Annotated in this window: 24 protein-coding genes; 16 read left to right on the top strand and 8 right to left on the bottom strand. The window is 70.2% G+C overall.

Annotation, left to right across the window (positions count from 1 at the left end; translation table 11 throughout):
* Positions 1-48: 48 nt before the first annotated feature.
* On the bottom strand, positions 49-1,071 hold the full coding sequence (locus ACZ7CD_RS20885) for a LacI family DNA-binding transcriptional regulator (RefSeq protein WP_360392357.1): 1,023 nt from the start codon (positions 1,069-1,071) through the stop codon (positions 49-51).
* Positions 1,072-1,193: 122 nt separating this feature from the next.
* On the opposite strand from ACZ7CD_RS20885, the gene ACZ7CD_RS20890 reads away from it, so the two are divergent.
* Genes ACZ7CD_RS20890 through ACZ7CD_RS20900 form a run of 3 tightly spaced genes read left to right on the top strand, consistent with a single transcriptional unit; the run spans position 1,194 to position 4,136 of the window.
* Complete coding sequence (locus ACZ7CD_RS20890) at positions 1,194-2,336, top strand: Gfo/Idh/MocA family protein (RefSeq protein ID WP_470379521.1); 1,143 nt, start codon at positions 1,194-1,196, stop codon at positions 2,334-2,336.
* Positions 2,329-3,348, top strand: a complete 1,020-nt coding sequence (locus ACZ7CD_RS20895; RefSeq protein WP_470379522.1) for a dihydrodipicolinate synthase family protein — start codon at positions 2,329-2,331, stop codon at positions 3,346-3,348. The genes ACZ7CD_RS20890 and ACZ7CD_RS20895 overlap by 8 nt, the downstream gene beginning before the upstream one ends.
* Complete coding sequence (locus ACZ7CD_RS20900) at positions 3,330-4,136, top strand: sugar phosphate isomerase/epimerase family protein (protein WP_470379523.1); 807 nt, start codon at positions 3,330-3,332, stop codon at positions 4,134-4,136. The genes ACZ7CD_RS20895 and ACZ7CD_RS20900 overlap by 19 nt, the downstream gene beginning before the upstream one ends.
* A gap of 213 nt (positions 4,137-4,349) precedes the next feature.
* Here ACZ7CD_RS20900 and ACZ7CD_RS20905 read toward each other — a convergent pair whose 3' ends face one another.
* Positions 4,350-5,384 carry a serine hydrolase gene (locus tag ACZ7CD_RS20905; RefSeq protein WP_360392345.1) on the bottom strand — a complete coding sequence of 345 codons (1,035 nt, stop codon included), beginning with the start codon at positions 5,382-5,384 and terminating at the stop codon, positions 4,350-4,352.
* Between the two features lie 50 nt (positions 5,385-5,434).
* On the opposite strand from ACZ7CD_RS20905, the gene ACZ7CD_RS20910 reads away from it, so the two are divergent.
* Complete coding sequence (locus ACZ7CD_RS20910) at positions 5,435-6,118, top strand: SDR family oxidoreductase (RefSeq protein WP_360392690.1); 684 nt, start codon at positions 5,435-5,437, stop codon at positions 6,116-6,118.
* 22 nt (positions 6,119-6,140) lie between these two features.
* Here ACZ7CD_RS20910 and ACZ7CD_RS20915 read toward each other — a convergent pair whose 3' ends face one another.
* Genes ACZ7CD_RS20915 through ACZ7CD_RS20925 form a run of 3 tightly spaced genes read right to left on the bottom strand, consistent with a single transcriptional unit; the run spans position 6,141 to position 8,870 of the window.
* Positions 6,141-6,944 (bottom strand): alpha/beta fold hydrolase, encoded by an 804-nt coding sequence (locus ACZ7CD_RS20915; RefSeq protein WP_470379524.1) that lies wholly within the window; start codon positions 6,942-6,944, stop codon positions 6,141-6,143.
* Between the two features lie 10 nt (positions 6,945-6,954).
* Complete coding sequence (locus ACZ7CD_RS20920; RefSeq protein WP_360392340.1) at positions 6,955-7,386, bottom strand: cupin domain-containing protein; 432 nt, start codon at positions 7,384-7,386, stop codon at positions 6,955-6,957.
* Positions 7,383-8,870, bottom strand: coding sequence for a diguanylate cyclase domain-containing protein (locus ACZ7CD_RS20925; protein WP_470379525.1), 1,488 nt, complete (start codon positions 8,868-8,870; stop codon positions 7,383-7,385). Before ACZ7CD_RS20925 ends, ACZ7CD_RS20920 begins: the two co-directional genes overlap by 4 nt.
* A gap of 175 nt (positions 8,871-9,045) precedes the next feature.
* Between ACZ7CD_RS20925 and ruvC the strand changes: the two genes are divergently transcribed.
* The 7 genes from ruvC to ACZ7CD_RS20960 all read left to right on the top strand — a co-directional run bounded on the left by ruvC (position 9,046) and on the right by ACZ7CD_RS20960 (position 15,948).
* Positions 9,046-9,615 carry a crossover junction endodeoxyribonuclease RuvC gene (ruvC, locus tag ACZ7CD_RS20930; protein ID WP_360392335.1) on the top strand — a complete coding sequence of 190 codons (570 nt, stop codon included), beginning with the start codon at positions 9,046-9,048 and terminating at the stop codon, positions 9,613-9,615.
* Between the two features lie 493 nt (positions 9,616-10,108).
* Complete coding sequence (gene ruvA, locus ACZ7CD_RS20935; protein WP_360392332.1) at positions 10,109-10,693, top strand: Holliday junction branch migration protein RuvA; 585 nt, start codon at positions 10,109-10,111, stop codon at positions 10,691-10,693.
* The gene (gene ruvB, locus ACZ7CD_RS20940; RefSeq protein WP_360392329.1) at positions 10,690-11,703 is read left to right on the top strand and encodes a Holliday junction branch migration DNA helicase RuvB; all 1,014 of its coding nucleotides are present in this window, start codon (positions 10,690-10,692) and stop codon (positions 11,701-11,703) included. The genes ruvA and ruvB overlap by 4 nt, the downstream gene beginning before the upstream one ends.
* A gap of 93 nt (positions 11,704-11,796) precedes the next feature.
* Positions 11,797-12,180, top strand: a complete 384-nt coding sequence (gene yajC, locus ACZ7CD_RS20945; RefSeq protein ID WP_458430976.1) for a preprotein translocase subunit YajC — start codon at positions 11,797-11,799, stop codon at positions 12,178-12,180.
* A 297-nt stretch (positions 12,181-12,477) separates the two neighbouring features.
* Positions 12,478-14,265 carry a protein translocase subunit SecD gene (secD, locus tag ACZ7CD_RS20950; RefSeq protein WP_360392326.1) on the top strand — a complete coding sequence of 596 codons (1,788 nt, stop codon included), beginning with the start codon at positions 12,478-12,480 and terminating at the stop codon, positions 14,263-14,265.
* A 1-nt stretch (position 14,266) separates the two neighbouring features.
* Complete coding sequence (gene secF / locus ACZ7CD_RS20955; RefSeq protein WP_458430977.1) at positions 14,267-15,433, top strand: protein translocase subunit SecF; 1,167 nt, start codon at positions 14,267-14,269, stop codon at positions 15,431-15,433.
* The gene (locus ACZ7CD_RS20960; RefSeq protein WP_470379526.1) at positions 15,430-15,948 is read left to right on the top strand and encodes an adenine phosphoribosyltransferase; all 519 of its coding nucleotides are present in this window, start codon (positions 15,430-15,432) and stop codon (positions 15,946-15,948) included. Before secF ends, ACZ7CD_RS20960 begins: the two co-directional genes overlap by 4 nt.
* A gap of 58 nt (positions 15,949-16,006) precedes the next feature.
* On the opposite strand, the gene ACZ7CD_RS20965 is transcribed toward ACZ7CD_RS20960, so the two are convergent.
* Complete coding sequence (locus tag ACZ7CD_RS20965) at positions 16,007-16,297, bottom strand: hypothetical protein (protein WP_470379527.1); 291 nt, start codon at positions 16,295-16,297, stop codon at positions 16,007-16,009.
* Between the two features lie 420 nt (positions 16,298-16,717).
* Here ACZ7CD_RS20965 and ACZ7CD_RS20970 point away from each other — a divergent pair, with 420 nt between their 5' ends.
* Both ACZ7CD_RS20970 and ACZ7CD_RS20975 read left to right on the top strand, forming a co-directional pair.
* Entirely contained in the window at positions 16,718-16,894 is a 177-nt protein-coding gene (locus tag ACZ7CD_RS20970) for a DUF397 domain-containing protein (protein WP_470379528.1), read from the top strand.
* Between the two features lie 122 nt (positions 16,895-17,016).
* On the top strand, positions 17,017-19,302 hold the full coding sequence (locus ACZ7CD_RS20975; RefSeq protein WP_458430980.1) for a RelA/SpoT family protein: 2,286 nt from the start codon (positions 17,017-17,019) through the stop codon (positions 19,300-19,302).
* 154 nt (positions 19,303-19,456) lie between these two features.
* Here the strand turns inward: ACZ7CD_RS20975 and ACZ7CD_RS20980 are convergent, their stop codons facing one another.
* Positions 19,457-20,311, bottom strand: a complete 855-nt coding sequence (locus tag ACZ7CD_RS20980) for a peptidylprolyl isomerase (protein ID WP_360392310.1) — start codon at positions 20,309-20,311, stop codon at positions 19,457-19,459.
* A gap of 114 nt (positions 20,312-20,425) precedes the next feature.
* Between ACZ7CD_RS20980 and ACZ7CD_RS20985 the strand changes: the two genes are divergently transcribed.
* Genes ACZ7CD_RS20985 through ACZ7CD_RS20995 form a run of 3 tightly spaced genes read left to right on the top strand, consistent with a single transcriptional unit; the run spans position 20,426 to position 23,000 of the window.
* Positions 20,426-21,121, top strand: a complete 696-nt coding sequence (locus ACZ7CD_RS20985; RefSeq protein WP_458430981.1) for an MBL fold metallo-hydrolase — start codon at positions 20,426-20,428, stop codon at positions 21,119-21,121.
* A gap of 5 nt (positions 21,122-21,126) precedes the next feature.
* Positions 21,127-22,374, top strand: a complete 1,248-nt coding sequence (gene hisS, locus ACZ7CD_RS20990; RefSeq protein ID WP_470370900.1) for a histidine--tRNA ligase — start codon at positions 21,127-21,129, stop codon at positions 22,372-22,374.
* Complete coding sequence (locus ACZ7CD_RS20995) at positions 22,371-23,000, top strand: hypothetical protein (protein WP_458430983.1); 630 nt, start codon at positions 22,371-22,373, stop codon at positions 22,998-23,000. Before hisS ends, ACZ7CD_RS20995 begins: the two co-directional genes overlap by 4 nt.
* A gap of 147 nt (positions 23,001-23,147) precedes the next feature.
* On the opposite strand, the gene ACZ7CD_RS21000 is transcribed toward ACZ7CD_RS20995, so the two are convergent.
* Positions 23,148-23,984 carry a spermidine synthase gene (locus ACZ7CD_RS21000; RefSeq protein ID WP_360392303.1) on the bottom strand — a complete coding sequence of 279 codons (837 nt, stop codon included), beginning with the start codon at positions 23,982-23,984 and terminating at the stop codon, positions 23,148-23,150.
* Between the last annotated feature and the right edge of the window lie 41 nt (positions 23,985-24,025).

Consider the following 24,025-nt stretch of genomic DNA (forward strand, 5'->3'; position numbering starts at 1 on the left):
GGGACGGCTCAACTCCTCATGACTAAGTACGTGAACAGCCAGACGAGTCTAATTGTGGGCAGTCGAGGCCCGCAGCACCACCTCACCGGCGACGCGGACGGTGCGGGCCTCGTCACCCCCGGCGTCCAGCACGAGACCTGCGGCGATCTCACCCATCCGCTCCAACGGCAGCCGCACGGTCGACAGCGCCGGAACCGTGTCGCGCAGCGTCGGGATGTCGTCGAACCCGGCGATCGACATGTCCTCCGGCACCCGCACGCCCCGCTCGCGCAACGCGGCCATCGCGCCCATCGCCATCACGTCGGTGACGGCGAACACGCAGGTCGCGCGGGCCTGCCTGCGGGTGGCGAGCAGTTCCAGCGCGGCCTCGTAACCGCCGTCACGGGTCAGTGGGCCGTTGACCACGACCGGCGGGGCGACCCCGGCGTCGGCGAGTCCCGCCTTGAACCCGGCGAGCCGGTCGCGGGCCACCACGAGGTCGGAAGGACCACCCAGAACGGCGAACCTGCGGTGCCCGAGCGCGGCCAGCTCACGGGCCAGCGCGCGACCGCCGGCCCGGTTGCCCGGCACGACCGTGTCCGTCCCGAGCTTCGCCTGCGACACGCACGCCACCCGGCCGCCCTGCTCGGTGAACGCGTCGATCTCCGCCGCCAGCCTGGCCTGCGCGGCCCGGTCCGTGGTCCGCGAGCCCGCCAGCACCACCGCGCGGGCCCGGTGCGCGCGCAGCGTCGAGAGCAGCTCCACCTCGCGGTCCGGTGACCGGTTGGTCGTGCCGAGGACCACGACCAGGCCGTTTTCCTCCGCCACCCGCGTCACCCCGGCCGCGATGCAGGAGAAGTACGGGTCGGTGATGTCGTGCACGACCAGCCCGACCAGGGAGCTCGAGTTGCGGGCCAGCGCCTGCGCGGACGCGTTCGGCACGTACCCGAGCTCCTCCGCGGTGCGCAGGACCCGGTCGCTCAGCTCCTCGCTCACCTGCCGCGTGCTGCCGTTGAGCACGCGCGAGGCGGTCGCCAGCGACACACCCGCCTGCTTCGCCACCTCGGCGAGCGTCACCTGTCGGGCGGACACGACCACCTCCGTCTAGTGCGTGTGTGGACGGGAGACTAGCTCCCACGGAGGTTGACGGCCGCGAAGTACCGCTATTAGCGTGGCGGGAAAGCGCTTTCCAGCGCTGCTACCAGGGAGGTGCGATGGCGGTTCGGACCATCGGAGTGGCGGTCAACGGCGTCACCGGGAGGATGGGATATCGCCAGCACCTGGTCAGGTCCCTGCTCCCGCTGCGCGACGAGGGCGTGCGGCTGCCGGACGGCACGGTGCTCAAGGTCGAGCCGGTGCTCGTCGGCCGCAACGCCGACAAGCTCAAGGAGATCGCCGAACGGCACGACCTCGCGCGCTGGACCACGGACCTCGACGGCGCGCTCGCGGACCCGGACGTGCAGGTCTACTTCGACTCGCAGGTCACGTCGAAGCACGTCGAGTCGATCACCAAGGCGATCGAGGCCGGCAAGCACGTCTACACGGAGAAGCCGGTCAGCGAGACCGTCGAGCAGGCGCTGCGGCTGGCCGCGCTCGCCGACGAGAAGGGCGTCAAGCACGGCGTCGTGGCCGACAAGCTCTACCTGCCGGGCATCCGCAAGCTCAAGCGGCTGGTCGACGGCGGGTTCTTCGGCCGCGTCCTCAGCGTGCGCGGCGAGTTCGGCTACTGGGTCTTCGAGGGCGACTGGCAGCCCGCGCAGCGCCCGAGCTGGAACTACCGCGCCGAGGACGGCGGCGGCATCGTCTCGGACATGTTCTGCCACTGGAGCTACCTGCTGCACAACCTGTTCGGCCGGGTGGAGGCCGTGACCGCGCGCGCCGTCACGCACGTGCCGACGCGCTGGGACGAGCAGGGCGCCGAGTACGCCGCGACCGCCGACGACGCCGCGTACGGCATCTTCGAGATCGAGAACGGGATCATCGCCCAGATCAACTCGTCCTGGTGCGTGCGGGTGCGCCGCGACGAGCTCGTCGAGTTCCAAGTGGACGGCACGGAGGGCAGCGCGGTCGCCGGGCTGCGCGAGTGCTTCGTGCAACCCCGCGCGGTCACGCCGAAACCGGTGTGGAACCCGGACCTGCCGGTCACCCACCCGTTCCGCGAGCAGTGGCAGGCGGTGCCGGACAACGAGGAGTTCGACAACGGCTTCAAGGTGCAGTGGGCGGAGTTCCTGCGGCACGTCTGCGTGGGCACGCCGTTCCCGCACGACTTCCGCGCCGGCGCACGCGGTGTCGCGCTGGCGGCCGCGGGGCTGCGGTCCTCTTCGGAGGGTCGCAGGATCGAGCTCGCCGATGTCTAGCCGGGTGGTCTTCGCCGCCGCGCACGTCGTCGCGCGGGACGAGCGCACGGTGGACTGGGACGCGACGCTCGCGTTCCGGCACCACCTGTGGTCGCACGGCCTGGGCGTCGCCGAGGCCATGGACACCGCCCAGCGCGGCATGGGCCTCGACTGGCCGGCCGCCGCCGAGCTGGTCCGCCGCAGCGCCGCCGAGAAGGCCGGGCGGATCTGCGCGGGCGTCGCCACCGACCACCTCACCGGCGCGGCCGGCCTCGACGACGTGCTCCGCGCCTACCTGGAGCAGCTGGAGGTCGTGCAGGACGCGGGCGCGCAGCCGGTGCTCATGTGCTCACGGCAGCTCGCCGCGTGCGCCCGCGGGCCGGAGGACTACGCGAAGGTCTACGGCACGCTGCTCGACAACGTCAGCGAGCCGGTGGTCCTGCACTGGCTCGGCACCGCGTTCGACCCGGCGCTGGCCGGCTACTGGGGTGCCGCCGACGTCGCGCAGGCCACCCGCAACTTCCTGGAGGTCGTCCACTCCCGGCCGGACAAGGTCGACGGGGTGAAGGTCTCGCTGCTCGACGCCGGCCACGAGATCGGGCTGCGACGGGCGCTCCCACCTGGCGTGCGCTGCTACACCGGCGACGACTTCCACTACCCGGACCTGATCGCGGGCGACGAGCACGGCCACAGCGACGCGCTGCTCGGCATCTTCGACCCGATCGCACCGGTGGCAGCCAAGGCGCTGCGCAAGCTCGACGAGGGCGACACCGCGGAGTTCCACCGGATCATGGCGCCCACGGTCCCGTTGTCGCGCCATCTGTTCAGCGCACCGACCTACTACTACAAGACCGGTGTGGTGTTCCTGGCGTGGCTGGCCGGGCACCAGGACCGGTTCCTGCTGCTCGACGGCCTGCAGACCGCCCGCGGCGTCGAGCACCTGACCGAGGCCAAACGGCTCGCCGAGGTCGCCGGCGTGGTCGAGCCCGAGCTCGCGGAACGGCGGTGGCAGCAGTGGCTCGCCTCTCGCTGAACCAGGCCACGATCAAGCGAGCGACCGTCGTGGAGGCCGTCGAGGGCTGTGCGCGGCACGGCATCACCTCGATCGGGCTGTGGCGCGAACCGGTCGCCGACCACGGCCTCGACCGCACCGCGAAGCTCGTCGCGGACGCGGGGCTGCGCGTGTCGTCGTTGTGCCGCGGCGGGTTCCTCACCGCCGTGGACAACCGCGCCGCGCTGGACGACAACCGCCGCGCGATCGACGAGGCGGCGGCGCTGCGCACGGACACCCTGGTGGTGGTCGTCGGGGGAGTCGCCGCCGACAAGGACCTGGCCGGCGCACGTCACCGGGTCGCGGACGCGGTCGCGGAGCTGTCCGGGTACGCGGCCGAGGCGGGCGTGACGCTGGCACTGGAGCCGATGCACCCGGTGTTCTGCGCCGACCGCGGCGTGCTGTCGACGCTGGCGCAGGCCCTCGACCTCGCCGAGCAGCACGTGTCCGCCGGAGTCGTCGTCGACGCGCTGCACGTCTGGTGGGACCCCGACGTCGACGCGCAGATCGCCCGCGCGGGCCCGCTCATCGCCTCGTACCAGGTCTGCGACTGGCTCACGCCGGTGCCCGCCGACGTGCTGCTCGGCCGCGGCTACCCCGGCGACGGCGTGATCGACCTCGACCGGCTGACCAGGCAGGTCGCCGCGACCGGGTACGCGGGGGACGTCGAGGTGGAGATCTTCAACGCCGAGATCTGGGCCGCGGACTTCGACGAGGTGATCGGGGAGGTGTCGCGGCGGTACCACTCCATTGTGGAACCGGCCCTCTGAGCACCTGGCCAGAAGTCTTGCCCGCCCCTCGTTGCCGCCCAGGCGTCTGCAAGTACCACCAACACGTGATCAAATCGCCGCTGACATCTGGCGACCTGCTCAGCGACGCGGGGAAGCCGGTCGTCGACGGCGGCGACGACCGACCCCGGCGCTGGTACGTGTATAGCCGAGAAGCACTACCCGGTGACCCGGTTTTCGAACAAAATTCAGGAATCAGCCGCCGTTGAAGAACCTGTAAACCTTTGCGCGGTGTTTCGGCTTGCTGGTCGTGATCTTGATGACCGCGTCGAACATGGACCGGCCGAGCTCCGCGCGGGCCGCGACGGCCGGGTGCGTGGTGCTGAAGTCCTGGTCGTTCTGCGCCTTGTCGCCGCTGAACGCGCCGGAGGCGAACATCGAGTACACCAGGATCGCCCGGTTGTCCTCGCTGAACATGATCCCGGCCTCGTTGCGGCCGTCCTCGTACCAGCCGGCCTTCGTCGCGACGCGCAACCGCTCGTTGGTGGTGAGGTTCAGCCGCACGCCGTCGGTGAAGCTCGCCGTCGCCCGCAGGATGTTGAGCAGGTACGCCGTCGACGCTGGCGAGAGCAGCTCGCCGTCGACCAGCTTCTGCAGCAGCGCGTGCGTCTCCCGCGCCGTCGTCGTGCCGAGGAAGAACCGGTTCGGGTTGGCGACCGGCACGACCTGGGTGTGCACGAAGCCCTTGGAACGCAGGATCTCGTTGAGCTCCAGCGCCGGGACGACCAGCCCGCACAGCCGGACCGCGGTGTTGTCCGAGACCGTCAGCAGGTTCGCGAGCGCGTGCCCGACGGTGACCTCGCTCGGGTACGCCCCGTCGAGCGCGAAGATGCCGTCGGTGTCCTGGATGACGATCGCGGCCGACACGGTGACCGTCTGGTCGAGCCTGACCAGCCCGCGGTCCACCTTGTCCAGCACCGCCACGGCGACGGCGACCTTGTTGACGCTGTAGGCCTCGACCACGGCGTCCGCGTTCTCGTCGACCGCGGGCCGGGTGTTGCCGTCCAGGTCCGCGACCGTGATGTACGACGACCACGTGCCGCGCGCCTTCTTCACCTGCCTGCGGTAGACCTGCGCGACGCGCTTGCGCGACCGTTCGGCGGTGGTCGGGAAGCGTTCGATCTCGACCTCCGCCTCCTCCTGCGCCTGTGCTGTGCCGGTGGGCCCGAGCACGGCCGTCGCGGCCGCGACGGTGCCCAGCCCGAACACGGACCTGCGGTTCAAAGTCATGCGGCTCATCAAAACAGGCGCCGCTGACATCTCCCTGACTAGGGTTGCCGATCATGGAACAGGTCTTCGTGGTGACCGGCGCGTCCCGCGGCATCGGCGCGGCCACCGCCTCCTTGGCTTCGGAAGCGGGCTATCGCGTCGTGCGCGCCTCCCGTTCTGCCGAAGAATCTGTCGGCGATCGCGGCTGGGACGCCAAATGCGACGTGTCTTCGTGGGAATCCGTGCAGGACCTCATGTCCCGGGTGGAGTCCCGCTGGGGCCGCATCGACGTGGTGTTCGCGAACGCCGGCGCCTCGGTCGACACCTCGTTCACCACTTCGGGTGGTGCGGAACCAGCCGAATGGACGGCCATGGTGGTGACGAACGTCTGCGGTCCGGCCTTCACCGCGCGCGCCGCGATGCCCGCCCTGCTGCGGTCCGGCGGCCACCTGGTGCTGACCGGGTCGGCGGCGGGGCGCGGCGTGCGGCCGGGGAGCCTGTACTCGGCGACGAAGTGGGCGACCACGGGTCTGGCGCAGGCGATCCGCGCGGAGGCGGTCGGGACCGGCGTGCGGGTGACCGTGGTGCAGCCGGGACTCGTCGACACGGAGGCGATCCCGGCGTCGCGTGTGGACGACCCGAAGCTGGAGCCCGCCGACGTGGGGCGCGCGGTGCTCTACGCGGTGTCACAGCCGTCCACTGTGGACGTCAACGAGATCCTGCTCCGGCCGACCGGCCAGGCCGCGCACCGCTGAAGCCGTCCGGACTCCGGTCGCCTCACGCGCCACCGAGGAACTCGACCAGCAGCCGGTTCACCTCGTCGGGCCGCTCCAGGTACCCGATGTGCCCGCAGTCGGCCACCTCGGCGTACCGCGCGCCGGGGATCGCGTCCGCCACCTCGCGCGAGAGCCGGGCCGGCAGGACGCGGTCGTCCGCGAACCCGATCACGAGCGACCGGACGGTGATGCCGCGGTAGGCCTCGACCCGCGGCGTGAACTCGCCCAGCGCCAGCTGCGCCCGTTCACCCGCGGTGGGCATCGTGGCCGCGAACTCGTACATCTGCAGCCAGTCACGCGCGATCACCGGGTCCGCCAGCGTGGCCGGCGCCAGGTTCCGCGTGACCGAAGCCGCCGCGTAGAACGACGCCGGCAGCTCGATGCCCTTGTCGTGCAGCTCCCGCAGGCCGCGCGACCACAGCTGCTGCACCGGGTCGGGCCGCCCGGTGGTCGCCATCAGCACCGCGCTGCGCACCAGCTCGGGACGCGCCAGTGCCAGCTCCTGCACGACGCGCGCACCGAGCGAGGTGCCGACGACGTGCGCGGGACCGCCCAGGTGCGTGATCAGCGCCGCCGTGTCGGCGACCATGTCGGTGATCGTGAAGCCGTCCGCGCACTCCGACGACGGCTTGATCCCGCGGTTGTCGAAGTAGGCGACCCGGTAGCCGGCATTCACCAGCGCGGGCACCTGGTAGGTGCGCCACACCCGGCCGGGGCTGCCGGTGCCCATCACCAGGACGACGAGGTCACCGGTGCCCTCGGTCTGGACGTTCAGCTCGATGCCGTTGAGCGGGACAAGCGCCATTCCGGAGATCTTAGAAGCGGCACAAGCCCCTGATCTCCGAAGCGTGAGACGGGTAACGCGCGCACAGGTCGTCCGCGTGGCCGAACGACACGATGTCGTCGGTGTACGGCGGCACCACCACCGTGCCGACCAGCGACCACTCGCCAGCGGGCGCGCTGCCCTGCCACACGCCCGCGGGCACCACGACCTGCGGGTTCGACTCCGACAGCAACGGCTGCGACACGGTGCCGTCGGGGTGCAGCAGCAGCATCCGCAACGGAGACCCGGCGTGGAAGCTGTAGATCTCCACGTGCTCCAGCACGTGCATGCCCGAGAAGTCCGGCCGCCGCAACAGGTACGCGATGGCCGACACCTCCTCCGAGCGGTGCGTCTGCGCGAAGTGGCCGCCCTCGACCGGCAGCTCCTGCATGCCGAGGTCCTCGATCAACTGCTCTGGGGTCACGTCATCTCCGGAAGAGGGGCGCCGTGCACGACGACCATGCCCTTGCCGAGCCGCTTCGCCGTGTACATCGCGGCGTCCGCGGCTCCGAGCACGTCGTCGGCGGTCACCGAGGGGTCGTGGGAACGCCGTTGTGCCACACCGATGCTGGCACGCACCCGGTGGACGCGGCCGTGCACCTCGTGCGGGTGGGTCAGCGCCGCGAGCAGCCGTTCGCCGAGCTCCTCCGGGTCGCCGCCGTCGACCAGCACGCCGAACTCGTCGCCGCCGAGCCGCGCCACCGTGTCCTCCGGCCGCACGCTGTGCTCCAGCCGCGCCGCGACGTTGCGCAGCACGACATCGCCCTCGGCGTGGCCGTAGTTGTCGTTGACCGACTTGAACCCGTCGACGTCGATGAACAGCAGGATCAACGGCGTCGACCGGTCGCGCACGGCCAACGCGCGTTCCAATCGCTCACGGAACAGCGAACGGTTCGCAACACCGGTCAACGGGTCGTGTGACGCCTCGTGCCGCAGCTGCTCTCTGCTGAGCCGAAGCTGGTCCATCAGCCTGACGTTGTCCATCATCGTCAACAGCTGCCGCACGATCACGAGGCACACGACCGCGAGCCCGACGTAGATCTCGACCGGGTTGAGCCGCCCGCCGGTCGCGGTGTTCCACAGCACGAAGAGCCCGGTGACCGCCAGCGGCAGGTACGGCACCAGCAGGTGCAGCATGTCGGCCATCCGGATGCGGCCGGGCGTCGCCGGGGCGTCGCGCGCCGGTGCCAGCGCGCTCAGGAAGAACAGCGCCGGGCACAACATGAACCCGATGTCCGCCGACGCCGGGATCGCCGTGATGCCCTTCGAGATGTGGAACGCGAAGACCCACCCCGACGACGACTGCGCGACACCGGCCAACGCCACGAACACCATCGACCACTGCCGCACGGACTGATGGGTCCACGACGTCACCACGATCGTCACGAGCAGCACGAGGTACGCGGCCGGATGCGCGACCACCGTGATGAACCCCGGCCCCTGCTGCGCCCACGGCCGGGTCAGCGACTCCAGCGCCGACACCCACGTCAGCACGAACAGCGACCCGATCACGATCAACCCGTCGAGCACCACGACCGTGCGGCTGCGGTAGTTCGGCAGCAGGTCATCGGCCCGTCGCGCGGCATGTGCCCGTGTGATCACCGCGGCCAGGCACAACACCGGCACCATCGTGAACCCCAACGGCGCGATAGTGGACGTCGGCAGCTGCACACCCAGGATCTGCTGCCCCCAGATCCACGCCGACAACCCCACCGTGAGACTGGTCATCGCCGCCGTCATCCAACGGTCTCCCGCACGCGCGTAGGCCAGCAACGCCGCCACGGCGAACATGAGCTGCACGACCTTGTCGATCGCGACACCGATGTCGCGCGGCGCGGTCAGCGCGGCGAGGACGGTGACCGCCATGAAGGTGCCGACGCACCCCGCGACGAGCCAGAACCGCTTCACCGGCAACCCCCGTGATCAGAAACCTGACCACCGTAGTAACGCGGCGTGCGCTTGTCGAACCGTGTCGGTGCACGTCCCCCCGCCGCGCACCGGATATGGTTCGAACGAGTGTTCGTCAAAGTGTTTCGTCCGGGTCGGTCGTTCGTCCGGGTCGGTCGGCGGGAGTGGGGCTGTCGTGCGGGTGTTCGGGGTCGACCCCGGTCTGACCAGGTGCGGCCTCGGCGTCGTGGACGGCGGACCCGGCCGGACCGTGCGTGCCGTGGCCGTCGACGTCCTGCGCACTCCCGTGGACGCCCCTCTGGCCGTGCGCCTCCACGAGCTGTACACCGGCGTGTGCGAATGGATGGACCGCCACGAACCCAACGTCGTCGCCATCGAACGCGTCTTCGCCCAGCACAACGTCAGCACCGCCATGGGCGTCGCGCAGGCGTCGGGCGTCATCGCCCTGGCCGCGGCCCAGCGGAACCTGCCCGTCGAGTTCCACACGCCGTCAGAGGTGAAGGCGGCCGTGACCGGCTCCGGCCGCGCCGACAAGGCCCAGGTCACGCTCATGATCACCAAACTGCTCGGCCTGAAGGTCGCCCCCAAACCCGCCGACGCCGCCGACGCGCTCGCCATCGCCATCTGCCACCACTGGCGCGCGCCGATGCGCTCGCGCATGGAGGAAGCGCAGGCGAAAGCCGCCGAACTGGCCCGCGTGCACAAGGCCCGGCTGGCCGAAGCCGCCCGCCGGGGCGGTTCGTGACCCCGCGCACCGCACGTCGAACCCAGCTCTTCCGCCCGTTCGAGACGCACGCGGGCCCCTTCCGTGCACTCACATCGCACGCGGGGCGCTTTCGTGCACTACGAGTGCACGCGGGGAGCTTTCGTGCACTCCCGTCGTATGCGCGGCGCTTTCGTGCGCTCCGCTGTCACGCGGGAGTCCTACGTTCCCCTCGGGGGCACGCGGGAGTCCCGCGTTCCCTGTCGGAGCACACGGGAGTCCGGCGCTTGTCTCTCGTGCACGCGGGGAGCTTTCGTGTGTTGCGAGTGCACGCGGGGAGCTTTCGTGCGGTTGTGCTGAGCGTGGCGCGGCGGCGCGAGCCAGGCCCGGTTGACCGACCCGGCACGGCGAGGCGGATCATGATGGCTTCAGCGCGCACCGAAACTGTCGGTGCCGGCTGGAAGAATGAAAGCAAGGGGTCCCCCTTGCGAGGGGACGCCTGCGCGAGCGTGCAGGCCGCGATCGGAGGACACAGGTGATCTCGTCACTGCGCGGCCAGGTGCAGCACGTCGGCCTCGACCACGCCGTCGTCGAGGTGGGCGGCGTCGGGTTCGCCGTCCAGGCCACCCCCACGACGCTCGCCACGCTGCGCCGCGGTGAGGAGGCGAGCCTCGCGACGACCCTCGTGGTCCGCGAGGACAGCCTCACCCTGTTCGGGTTCGCCGACGCCGAGGCCCGCGAGCTGTTCACGCTGCTGCAGACGGTCAGCGGCATCGGGCCGCGGCTCGCGCTCGCCACGCTGGCGGTGCTGGAGCCGGACAAGCTGCGCCACGCGATCGCCGAGGGCAACATCATGGTCCTGACCCAGGTGCCCGGCATCGGCAAGAAGGGCGCCGAGCGGCTCATCATCGAGCTGCGCGACAAGGTCGGCCAGCTGCCCAGCGCCGCCGCGCCCGCTCAGCACAACCAGACCCGCGACCACGTCGTCGAGGCGCTGCTCGGGCTCGGCTTCCCGGCCAAGTCGGCGGAGGCGACCGTCGACAAGGTCCTCGCCGACAACCCCGACCAGTCCACCAGCGCAGTCCTGCGCCGCGCGCTCTCCACGCTGGGGCGCAAGTGACCGACGACGAGCTCAGCCCCTACGCCGTCCCCGCCGAGCGCGACCTCGAGACGAGCCTGCGGCCCAGCGACCTCAGCGAGTTCGTCGGCCAGCACCGGGTCCGCGAGCAGCTCGAACTGGTCCTGCACGGCGCCATGCGCCGCGGCACCGCACCCGACCACGTGCTGCTCAGCGGACCCCCCGGGCTCGGCAAGACCAGCCTCGCCATGATCATCGCCAAGGAGCTGGGCAGCCAGATCCGCATCACCAGCGGCCCCGCGCTCGAACGGGCCGGCGACCTCGCCGCCATGCTCAGCAACCTCGTCGAGGGCGACGTCCTGTTCATCGACGAGATCCACCGCATGGCCCGCCCCGCCGAGGAGATGCTCTACCTCGCGATGGAGGACTTCCGCGTCGACGTGGTCGTCGGCAAGGGCCCCGGCGCCACCAGCATCCCGCTCGACATCGCCCCGTTCACGCTGGTCGGGGCCACCACCCGGTCCGGGGCGCTGACCGGGCCGCTGCGCGACCGGTTCGGCTTCACCGCCCACATGGAGTTCTACCACCCCGACGACCTCGACCAGATCGTGAAGCGCAGCGCCAAGATCCTCGGCGTCGACCTGCACGACGACGGCGCCAGGGAGATCGCCGGCCGCTCCAGGGGCACGCCCCGCATCGCCAACCGGCTGCTGCGCCGCGTCCGCGACTTCGCCGAGGTCAGGGCGGACGGCCGGGTCACGGAGGAGATCGCCAAGCAGGCCCTGGAGGTCTACGACGTCGACCACCTCGGCCTCGACCGGCTCGACCGGGCCGTGCTGAACGCGCTGGTCAGGAGCTTCGGCGGGGGACCGGTCGGGGTGTCCACGCTCGCGGTCGCCGTGGGGGAGGAGCCGACCACGGTGGAAGAGGTGTGCGAACCGTATTTGGTGCGGGCTGGCATGCTGGCCCGGACACCGCGCGGACGAGTGGCGACGCCCGCCGCGTGGCAACACCTGGGGCTGGAGCCGCCCGCCGGAGATCAACTGTGGTGACCTGGCACAATCGGTGAGAGCACCTGGACATATCGGACGTGCGAGAAGGCATGTCCACCTGATCGGAGAATGATGGGCAACCTTTCGTCTTTGATGTTCCCGTTGCTGCTGGTGCTGCTGGCCGTGCCGCTGTTCCTCAGCGCGCGCAAGCAGAAGCGCGCGATGGCCGAGCAGCAGAAGCTGCAGAACGAGCTCCAGCCGGGCGACAAGGTCATGACGACGTCGGGTCTCTACGGCACCGTCGCCGACTCGAGCCACGACACCACCATCGACATCGAGATCTCCGAGGGTGTCGTCACCCGGTGGCTGCGCGCCGCGATCCGCGAGAAGGTCGTCGACGTCGAGGAGACCGCAGTCGTCGACACGGCGGACGACGAGCAGGTCATCGAGCCGGCCACCACGGCGACCACCGCGCCGACCACGACCCCGGCCGCCGCTCAGGTCGCCGAGCCGCTCGACCACAACGCCAAGAAGTAGTTCGGGCGTTCAGACGCGCAACGTCCGTGCCCGGTCGCCGAGACCGCGCACGGGCGCGGCGGTCAGTTGTGTCCCCAGGACGAATTCGGGCGCAGGCGCTCAGCGGGAATAACCCCCAGCTTGCCCCCCGGTCCGCAATTGTGTCAGTCTCCGCTCAGCGGCGTCAACGAAGCACTGGTGACGGTGCTGGCAAGTGTGAACGGCGCAAACCGGTGCCGGGGAGTGACGCGCAGCTCACAACCCGCAGGGTAATCTGCGCCTCCGCTGAGACATGTCAACTGAGGAGACGGACGGACCGTGGCACCTCCGGCCGGGCAAATTCGCCCCGCGAAGTATCTGGCGAGTTTCGCCGTCGTCGTCGTCGCGCTTTACGCCCTTGTGTTCTTCACGGGCAACGGCTCCGCCAAACCGAAGCTCGGCATCGACCTGCAGGGCGGCACGATCGTCACGCTGACAGCGCGTCAGGAAGACGGCGCGCAGCCCAGCGAGGAAGCGCTGAACCGCGCGCGTGACCTCATCGAGGTGCGCGTCAACGGTCTGGGCGTCTCCGGCGCCGAGGTCGTCCGCGACGGCAACAACCTGACGATCACCGTGCCCGGCGCGGACAGCGAGGGCGCGAAGGGCCTGGGCCAGACCGCCCGCCTCGCGTTCCGCAAGGTCGTCGGCCAGCCGATCCCGGCGGGCACCGCGATGCCGTCCGAGACGTCCGCTCCGCCGTCGGGCAGCAACGCCCCGGCCACCAGCACGCCCGCGCCCCCGAGCGCGTCAGCGGGCCAGCCGTCGTCGAGCAACGCGCCGCAGGGCCGTCCCGCTCCGAACCTGGCAGCGCAGCCGTCGAGCGCGCCGCCGTCGGCCGGCACCCCGCCGTCCTCGTCGGCTCCCGGCAGCTCGCAGCCGTCCGTGCCGGGCAACGTGGACCCGAAGATCGCCAAGGAGATCCAGGAGGCCAAGGCGCTGCGCCAGAGCAGCGACCAGCAGACCCTCCAGCAGGCCGCGCTCCTGCTCGACTGCTCCAAGGCCGACCCGCTGCGCGGCAACGACGACCTGGACAAGCCGCTCGTCACCTGTGACGAGGCCGGCGAGTTCAAGTACATCCTCGCGCCGGTGCACCCGGCCGCCGGCGACACCACGGTCAAGCCGGACGACTACACCACGTACTCGCGCCTGTCCGGCGAGGACATCAGCAACGCCGCCGCGAACGCGAACCCGAACGGCACCGGCTACGTCGTCAACCTCGACTTCAAGAGCGAGGGCGGCGACAAGTGGTCGAAGTTCACCGCCGCGAACGTGCAGCAGGCCGTCGCCGTCGTCCTCGACGGTGAGGTCATGTCCGCGCCGACCATCCAGGCGGCCATCTCCGGCGGTTCGACCGAGATCAGCGGCAAGTTCACGCTGAAGCAGGCGCAGTCGCTCGCCGACACCCTGAAGTACGGCGCGCTGCCGCTGTCGTTCGACTCCTCCGAGGCGCAGACGATCTCGCCGACGCTCGGCCTGCAGTCGCTCAAGGCCGGTCTCATCGCGGGCGGCATCGGCCTCGCGCTGGTCTTCGTCTACTGCATGTTCTACTACCGCCTCCTGGGCATCCTGACGATCCTGTCGCTGGCGCTGTCCGGTGTGATCGTCTACGGCGTGCTGGTGCTGCTCGGCCGCTGGATCGGGTTCACCCTCGACCTCGCCGGCATCGCCGGTTTCATCGTCGCCATCGGCATCACCGCGGACTCGTTCATCGTCTTCTTCGAACGCCTGAAGGACGAGGTGCGCGAGGGCCGGTCGTTCCGCTCGGCCGTCCCGCGCGCCTGGGTCCGCTCCCGCCGCACGATCCTGTCGGCCGACGCGGTCAGCTTCATCGCCGCCGCCGTGCTGTACGTGATCGCCGTCGGCCAGGTGAAGGGCTTCGCGTTCACCCTGGGCATGTCGACGGTCCTCGACCTCGTGGTCGTGTTCCTCGTGACGCACCCGCTGGTCGCGATCGCCTCGAAGTCCAAGTTCCTGTCCAACCCGAGCCTGTCCGGCCTGGGCGGTGCCGCCCGCGAGGGCGCGTCGCACCGCGCCGGGTCCGGCAAGACCGCCGTGAAGGAGGCCTGACATGAGCAACGTGTTCACGCGCCTCTACGTCGGCAACGGCGCTTTCGACATCGTCGGCAAGCGCGTCCGCTGGTACATCACGTCGGCCATCATCCTGCTGGTCTGCATCGGCTCGATGGTGTTCAACGGCTTCAACCTGGGCATCGACTTCCTCGGTGGCACCAAGATCTCGATGCCGTCGATCTCCCAGTCCGGCCAGACGATCACGACGACCACCGTCGAGGACGTGTTCGCGAAGGCACTGCCGGGCAAGAAGCCGAACGCCGTGCAGGCCGTCGGCACCGGCGACAGCGCGACCATCCAGGTCAAGTCGCCCGCGCTGAACGTGCAGGAGGTCTCGGCGCTCAAGTCGGCGCTGGCCACCGACACCAGCCCGCGCGGCGGCCCGTCGGCGATCTCCGACAGCGCCGTCTCCGCGTCCTGGGGCGGTGAGATCAGCGGCAAGGCGCTGTGGGCGCTGTTCTGGTTCTTCGTGGTGGTGACGCTGTTCCTGGCGTTCTACTTCGAATGGCGGATGGCGGTCGCGGCGCTCGTCGCGGTGTTCCACGACGTCGTCATCACCGCGGGCGTGTACTCGCTGATCGGCTTCGAGGTGACGCCGGCGACGATCGTCGGTCTGCTCACGATCCTCGGCTTCTCCCTGTACGACACGGTCGTCGTGTTCGACAAGGTCAAGGAGAACACCCGCGGCCTGCTGGGCCTGACCCGCCGCACCTACGCCGAGGCCGCGAACCTGGCGCTCAACCAGACGCTAATGCGTTCGATCAACACCTCGCTGATCGCGCTGCTGCCGGTCATCGGCCTGCTGGTCGTCGGCGTCGGCATCCTGGGCGTCGGCACCCTGCAGGACCTCGCGCTGGTGCAGCTCGTCGGCATGTTCATCGGCGCCCTGTCGTCGATCTTCATCGCCACCCCGGTCCTCGTGGACCTGAAGCTGCGCGACCCGAAGTACGTGGCGCAGGCCAAGCGCGTGACCGCTCGTCGCGCCAAGGCCGCGTCGGTCGGTGTGGCGCCCGACGCCGAGGGCATCGAGTCGGCCGACGAGGAGTCCCTCGCCGCCGACCTGCGCAAGGAAGAGGCGATGGCCGCCGCCGCGTCGGTTCCGCACCGCACCGCCAAGGTCGCCGACACCCGTCGCGGCCGCCCGACCGGAAAGCGCCAGCGTTGAAGCTAGATCGTGCACTGGGACTGCTGCGTGAGGTCCCGGACTTCCCCCGGCCGGGGGTCGTCTTCCGGGACTTCACGCCCGTCCTCGCCGACCCGGACGCCCTGCGCGCCGTGGTCGACGCCCTGCAGGACAAGATCGACGACAGCACTCAGGTGATCGCCGCCATCGAGTCGCGCGGCTTCCTCCTGGGTGCCGCGCTCGGGTACGGCTGGCGCTACGGCGTCGTGCCGCTGCGCAAGCCCGGCAAGCTCCCCGCCGTCGCCGACCGCGTGTCGTACGCGCTGGAGTACGGCGAAGCGTCGCTGGAACTGCCCGCGGACGCCATCCAGCCCGGTCAGCGCGTGGTGGTCGTGGACGACGTCCTCGCCACCGGAGGCACCGCGGAGGCCGCCTGCACGCTCGTGGAGCGCGCCGGCGGCATCGTGACGGGTGTGTCGGTGGTCCTGGAGATCCCGGCCCTGGGTGGCCGCTCCAGGCTGGCGGGCCGCGACGTGAACGCCCTGCTCGCCGTCTGAGCTCTCGTGCCGAGGGCCCGGTGACCGTCGGTCACCGGGCCCTTTCACGTTGCGCGGATCAGGCGAGCGGCTTGCCCGGCCCCGGCGGCGACACGAACCACGCCCCGGTCGTGACCAGCACCAGCGCCACCAGCGCGGCCGGTGCCGTCACCACCGCGTACTCCCACACCGCGTGCCTGCGCGTCGACCGCCGCAGCAGCGACCAGCTCGCCACCGTCGCCAGCGCCCACGCCGTGCCCGTGCCGAGCAGGGCGCGCTGGTCGAAGTGGCCGACCTCCTGCAGGGCCCCGTACGCCATGGCGAGCAACCAGACGACGTTCATCGCACCGCACCACAGGAAAGTCCTCACCGGACCATTTTCACCCTTACGAGCAAGTCCGTGGAGGGCCTGCAATCCGTACTTTCCCCAGACATGGCTGCGCTTACCTCCACCGCTTGCAGCAGAGACCTCGGTGACGAGCTGCGCCGGCTGCGCGAGCACTCATGGAGGACCATTACCTGCAGGCGCTCTTCAACACGCATGTACTGCGGATCGTGCCGATCTCGGCGGGCGTGACCCTGGCGATGCGGTCGGCGCACGCTGTTCAGCTTCGCCAAGGCAGACCCCGTGGTCTACACCGAGAACGAGGTTGCGATGGTGTTCTCGCAGGACCCTGCCGTCGTGAGAGAGGGCAAGAGGTTCTTCGCGTGGCTGAGACGCACGCTTTGGATGCGGAACAATCGCGAAGTCTGCTGGCGAAGTACGTCAGTGGACCGCGAGAGGACGCTGATGACTTCCGGACGGAGTTGGCGTAAGAGCACCCACAGCGGTGGCCAGGACGGCGACGAGTGCGTCGAGGTTTCGCTCGTCGACGACGTCCTCGTGCGCGACTCGAAGAACGCGAACGGTGACCGGCTCGTGTTCACGATCCACGCCTGGCGCGCCTTCCTGGCCCGCGTCGCCTGATCGGCCCAGCGGAAGTTTCCCGAGCGTTCACCGTGTGAGCTGTGCCGCTCAGCGCGCCACCGGAAGTTCTGTCAGCGCGAACGCGTTATCCTCGGTACTCGCGAGACCCGAGGAGCGTGGGGTTGAGTCAAGACACCGAACCCGCTGCGACGGTTGTTCAACCGTCGGCTACCCGGCGTGTGCGCGCCCGCCTGGCGCGGCGCATCACCGCCCAACGTGCGGCCCCGGTGAAGCAGGTCCTCGAACCTCTCGCCGCCGTGCACCGTGACCTCCATCCCAAGGCCGACCTGGCGCTTCTGCAGCACGCGTACGACGTCGCCGAGGAGAAGCACCGCCCGCAGCGCCGCAAGTCCGGCGACCCGTACATCACGCACCCGCTCGCCGTGGCGACGATCCTCGCCGAGCTGGGCATGGACACCACGACGCTGGTGGCCGCGCTGCTGCACGACACGGTGGAAGACACCGACTACTCGCTCAACCAGCTGAAAGAGGACTTCGGCGAGGAGGTCGCCCGACTGGTCGACGGCGTCACGAAGCTCGACAAGGTCAAGCTGGGGGCAGCGGCCGAGGCGGAGACGATCCGCAAGATGGTGATCGCGATGGCGAAGGACCCGCGGGTCCTGGTCATCAAGCTCGCCGACCGGCTGCACAACATGCGCACCATGCGGTTCCTGCCGCCGGAGAAGCAGGCCCGCAAGGCCCGCGAGACCCTCGAGGTGCTCGCGCCGCTGGCCCACCGGCTGGGCATGGCGACGGTGAAGTGGGAGCTGGAGGACCTCGCGTTCGCGATCCTGCAGCCGAAGAAGTACGACGAGATCGTGCGGCTGGTCGCCAAGCGCGCGCCGAGTCGCGACACGTACCTGCGGACCGTCGTCGCGGAGCTCAACGGGCAGCTCGACACGGCGCGGATCGTCGCGAAGGTCGAGGGCCGGCCCAAGCACTACTACTCGATCAACCAGAAGATGATCGTCCGCGGCCGCGACTTCGACGACATCCACGACCTGGTGGGCGTGCGCATCCTGGTCGACGAGGTGCGCGACTGCTACGCCGCCATGGGTGTCGTGCACGCCGCGTGGCAGCCGATGCCCGGCCGGTTCAAGGACTACATCGCGCAGCCGCGGTTCGGCGTCTACCAGTCGCTGCACACGACCGTCATCGGTCCCGACGGCAAGCCCCTCGAAGTGCAGATCCGCACGCACGAGATGCACCAGCGCGCCGAGTACGGCATCGCGGCGCACTGGCGGTACAAGGAGACCAAGGGCACGCACAACGGCAAGTCCGTCGAGATCGACGAGATGGCCTGGATGCGCCAGCTCCTCGACTGGCAGCGGGAGGCCGCCGACCCCGGCGAGTTCCTCGAAGGGCTGCGCTGGGACCTCGCCGCCCGCGAGATCTTCGTGTTCACCCCCAAGGGGGACGTGCAGACGCTGCCGGTCGGGTCCTGCCCGGTCGACTTCGCCTACGCCGTCCACACCGAGGTGGGCCACCGCTGCATCGGCGCCCGCGTGAACGGCCGCCTCGTCGCACTGGAGCGCAAGCTCGAGAACGGCGAGGTCGTCGAGATCTTCACGTCCAAGGCCGAGGGAGCGGGCCCGTCGCGCGACTGGCTGAGCTTCGTGGCCTCCCCGCGGGCCAAGGCGAAGATCAAGCAGTGGTTCGCCAAGGAGCGCAAGGAAGAGGCGATCGAACAGGGCAAGGAGGCGATCACCAAGGAGGTGCGCCGCGTCGGCCTGCCGATCCAGCGGCTCGTCTCCGTCGACTCCATGCAGGCCCTGGCCAAGGAGCTGCACTACCCGGACATGAGCGCGCTGTACGCGGCGGTGGGGGAGGGCCACACCTCGGCCCGCCACGTCGTGCAACGGCTCGTCGCGCAGCTCGGCGGTGTCGAGCACGCCGAGGAGGAGCTCGCCGACCGCGCCACCCCGTCCACGGTCACCCGCCGCCGCCCCACCGGCGACGCCGGTGTGATCGTCAAGGACGCGGGCGACGTGTGGGTGAAGCTCGCCCGCTGCTGCACCCCGGTGCCCGGCGACGACATCCTCGGGTTCGTCACGCGCGGCGGTGGCGTGTCCGTGCACCGGACCGACTGCACGAACGCCGACGAGCTGCTGAAGTCGCCGGAACGGCTGCTGGACGTCGAGTGGGCCCCGTCGGCCTCGTCGGTGTTCCTGGTGGCCATCCAGGTCGAGGCGCTCGACCGGCACCGGTTGCTCTCCGACGTCACGAAGGTGCTCGCGGACGAACGGGTGAACATCCTGTCGGCGTCGGTCACCACGTCACGCGACCGGGTGGCGGTCAGCCGGTTCTCGTTCGAGATGGGCGACCCGAAGCACCTCGGGCACGTCCTGAAGGCCGTCCGCAGCGTGGAGGGCGTCTACGACGTCTACCGCGTCACGTCGGCGTCCTGATCCTGACCACCGGGAGCCCGTGAAATCGGGCGTCAGCGAAACGACAGCGACACCTGAGATCGTTGCACCACGGGGAAGACGCAGAAGCCCCCGGCCGAATCGGCCGGGGGCTTCTGCGTGTGAAGAGTTAGCGCGCGAAATGCACCTGAGCGGACTAGTTCGCGACCGTCGCCGACTTGATGTCGACCGGCGTCTTCGGCTTGCCGTCGCCCTGGCCGGGGGTCTGCGAGACCGTACCGGTCTTCGCGACCTCGTCGATCTTCTTCAGCGACTCCTCGTCGACCGTGCCGAAGATCGTGTACTTCGCCTGCAGGTTCGAACCGTCGCCGTAGACGATGAAGAACTGCGAACCGTTGGTGTCCGGGCCCGCGTTCGCCATGGCCAGCACGCCGCGGCCGTAGGTCATCTCCGGGTAGACCTCGTCCTTGAACGTGTACCCAGGGCCGCCCGTGCCGGTACCGGCCGGGTCACCGCACTGCAGCACCTGGATGCCGGTCACCACGAGCCGGTGGCAGGTGGTGTTGTCGAAGTACTTCTGCTTCGCCAGGGTCACGAAGTTGTTCACCGTGCACGGCGCCATCGACCGGTCCAGGTTGAACTTCAGGTCGCCGATCGACGTGCCCAGCGTGACGCCGACGGTGCCGGTGGCGGGCTGCTCGCCGTTCGCCGGGATCGTGTTCTCCTTGGCCGCCGGCTCGGTGCCCTTGGTGTACTCGCAGCTCACCTTCTCCGGCAGCGGGGTGGGGCGCTTCGGGACGGCGTGCAGCGCGGTGGGGATGTTCTCCGCCTTGTCCACCGACTCCTGCTGCGGGGTCTCCGACGCCTCCGCGTCACCGTTGCCGAAGTCGTGCGTGGAGAGGAACCACACGCCGGCTCCGACGAGCGCAACAACGACGACCGTCGAGATGACGGCGATGATGCGACGCTTCTTGGCCCGCTCCTGGCGGTACACCATCTGACGCTCAAGCTTGCGCTTGGCGTTCGCGCGTCGCTGCTCGTTGGTGGGCACGTGCTCCCTCCCCAGGGACTCATGCGAATAGGGCGGTCGGCTCGGGAGTCTAGGGCCTGGGCATATGACCTTTGTGTAGTGGTTACGCTGTCGGGGACTAGGGAGGTCATTCTCGTGCTCGTGATCGGGTTCCCGACCGGTGCGCTCCAGGCGAACTGCTACGTCCTGGCGACCGGTGAGGGTGAGCCCTGCGTGATCATCGATCCCGGTCAGGACGCGGTCGAGCCGATCGAGCAGGCACTGCGCGAGCACCGGCTCGCACCGGTCGCCGTGCTGCTCACGCACGGTCACTTCGACCACACGTTCTCCGTGACGCCGGTCTGCGACGGCAACGACGTCCCGGCCTACATCCACCCGGACGACGTCGCCATGCTCTCCGACCCGCTGAAGGGCATCAGCCGCGAGTCGGCCGCGTTCTTCGGCGGCAACCTGGAGATGCGCGAACCCTCCGAGGTGCGCACCCTCGACGACGGAGCCGAGCTCGACCTGGCCGGGCTGAAGATCACCGTCGACCACACCCCTGGCCATACCGGCGGGTCGGTGATGTTCCGGTCCGGCGCGCAGGAGGGCGGTCGCCTCGTGATCTCGGGTGACACGCTCTTCGCCGGCTCCATCGGACGCACCGACCTGCCTGGCGGCGACCACTCCCGCATGCTGTCGTCCCTGCAGGACAAGGTCCTGACCTTGCCCGACGACACGGTGGTGCTGCCCGGCCACGGACCGACGACGACCATTGGCCGCGAGCGCGCGACGAACCCCTACCTGGTTCAGCTGCGAGACGCTCCGGCCGCCCCGCACCGAGGACTCTGAGACACGTGTTTTCCGCTCCCAAAGGCGTTCCCGACTACATCCCGCCGACGTCCGCCGCGTTCACGCACGTCCGGTCGACGCTCACCCGCGCGGCCGAGCTCGCGGGCTACGGCTACGTCGAGCTGCCCGTCTTCGAGGACACCGCGCTGTTCGCGCGCGGCGTCGGCGAGTCGACCGACGTGGTCACGAAGGAGATGTACACCTTCACCGACCGCGGCGACCGCTCCATCACGCTGCGCCCCGAGGGCACCGCGGGCGTGATGCGGGCCGTGATCGAGCACAGCCTCGACCGCGGCCCGCTGCCGGTGAAGCTCTACTACGCGGGCCAGTTCTTCCGCGCCGAAGCTCCGCAGGCAGGCCGGTACCGGCAGTTCCACCAGGTCGGCATCGAGGCGGTCGGCGTGGACGACCCGGCGCTCGACGCCGAGGTCATCGCCGTCGGCGACGCGGGCTTCCGCGCGCTCGGCCTCACCGGCTACCGGCTGGAGCTGACGTCGCTGGGCGACGCGCACTGCCGCCCGGCGTACCGCGAGCTGCTGCAGCGGTTCCTGGCGACGCTGCCGCTGGACGAACCGACCCGTCAGCGGGCCGAGCTGAACCCGCTGCGCGTGCTCGACGACAAGCGGCCGGAGGTGCGCGCCCTGGTCGCCGAGGCACCGCTGATGGTGGACCACCTGTGCGACGCGTGCCGTGAGCACTACGAGCTCGTGAAGGGCTACCTGACCGAGCTGGGCGTGAAGTTCGTCGAGAACCCGCGCATGGTCCGCGGCCTCGACTACTACACGAAGACGACGTTCGAGTTCGTGCACGACGGGCTGGGCGCGCAGTCGGGCATCGGCGGCGGTGGCCGCTACGACGGCCTGATGGCGCAGCTCGGTGGTCAGGAGCTCTCCGGCGTCGGCTTCGGCCTGGGCGTCGACCGGGCGCTGCTGGCGGCGCAGGCCGAGGGCGTGCTGCCGGAGCTCAGCCGCGTCGACGTGATCGGCGTTCCGCTGGGCGAGCCCGCGCGGGCCCGCCTGGTCGCGGTCGCCGGTGAGCTGCGCGCGGCCGGCATCCGCACGGACCTCGTCTACGGCGGCAAGTCGATGAAGGCGGGGTTCAAGGCCGCCGACAGGTCCGGTGCGCGGCTCGCGCTCGTGCTGGGCGAACGCGACCTGGAGGCGGGCACCATCGGCGTGAAGACGCTGGCGACGGGCGAGCAGGTGTCCGTGGCGCTGACCGACGTGGTCGAGGCGGTGCGGACCGCCCTGTGAGCGCCGACGACAAGCTCTCCCTGGACCTGCTCGACAAGGTGACCGTCCGCAAACGCGCCCGCATGGTCGCGATCGGCGGTTTCATGGTGGCGCTGGCCTTCGGCGCGATCGTCGGTTTCATCGGCGGTCGCTGGGCCGGCGTGATCACGTTCCTGGTCGTGTCGCTGCCGGTCGTGCTGCTGGCCATGTCCGAGGCCCGCCGCACGGTGTGGCTGGAGGGCAGCTCGGTGCACGTCCGTGCGTTCGGCACCCGCACCGTCGACCTGAACACCGCCGACGGGCTCGACCTGCTGGTCACCGACCTGCGCGGCGCCCGCACCGTCGGCCTGTTCGTGCGCGGCGGCAAGAAGGCGATCAACGTCGCCCTGTCGATGTACTCCGGTGTCGGCGGCCGTGAGCTGGGCATCTACCAGCTGCGGCGGCTCGCGGACACGCTGGCGGGCCGCGGCGACACACCGGGGCTGGTGTTCTCGGAGCTGCTGGTCGCCCAGCTGCGCGCTGAAGCCCGTGGGGTGGCGCCGGCCGACCGGCCGCTGTACCGGCTCGGGTCGCTCGCACCGGCGGGACGGATGGCGCAGAAGCTGCACCCGGACGCCGTGTCGAAGTTCGTGACCTCGCTCGACTAGCCCCGTTGCCGCCGCCTTGTTCGTCGCACGCGGGGCCCTTTCGTGCGCTTCTGGTGCACGAAAGCGCCCCGCGTGCGTTGAAGTGAGGCTGGTGGGGCTCCTGTGGGTGAACGGTTGCTTGGCGGATCGCTTCACGGCAGGGGTGGGTCAGGTGCCCCAGAGGCCGGACGGCGGCGCCGGTGACAGCGTCGCCGTCGCGTCTGTCGTCACGGGTGCGCCGCCGATGAACTTCGTCAGCCCCGTCCCGTGCTCCACCCGGCCCTGGAACGGGTCGCTCGCCGTCGCACGGGTCAGCTGCTGCATCGGCAGACCGGTGTGCGACGCGAAGATCACGAAGTTCCCGAACCGCCGGCCCCGGAACACACCCGGTTCGGCGAGCACGCAGACATGTTCGAACACCGCGCGCACGGTCGCGCACTGCGCCCGTGCGAACTGCAGGCCGTTGCCGTCACCGATGTTCGCCGCGTAGACGCCGTCATCGGCCAGCGCCGCCGACGCCTGCCGCACGTACTCGACCGACGTCAGGTGCGCCGGTGTGCGCGCCCCCGCGAAGCAGTCCGACACGATCAGGTCGAACGAACCGGGCCGGGACCGGGCCAGCACCGCCCGCGCGTCCCCAGTGGTGATCTTCACCCGCGGCGGTGGCGGCAGCTCGCGGCGGATGAACGCGATCAGGCCCGCGTCGATCTCCGCGACCTGCTGGGTCGAGCGCGGCACCGTCGCCGCGACGTAGCGGGCGAGCGTGAGGGCGCCACCACCGAGGTGCAGCACGCGGGCGGGTGCGATGAGGTCGACCACGTGGCCCAGCCGGCGGACGTACTCGAACTCCAGGTACGTCGGGTCGTCGAGGTCCACATGGGACTGCGGAGTTCCGTTGACGCGCAACGTCCACGAGCTCCGGCTCCCCACCTCGGGCACCAGTTCGGCCACTCCGGAGTCGATCGACTCGGTGATCGCTTCTGCCTCGGGCCGCTGTCTTCCCACTGCTCTATCCTCTCACCGGGCATGCCGCTCCAGAGGAGGAC

It is taken from the genome of Lentzea sp. NPDC036949, assembly GCF_055608075.1.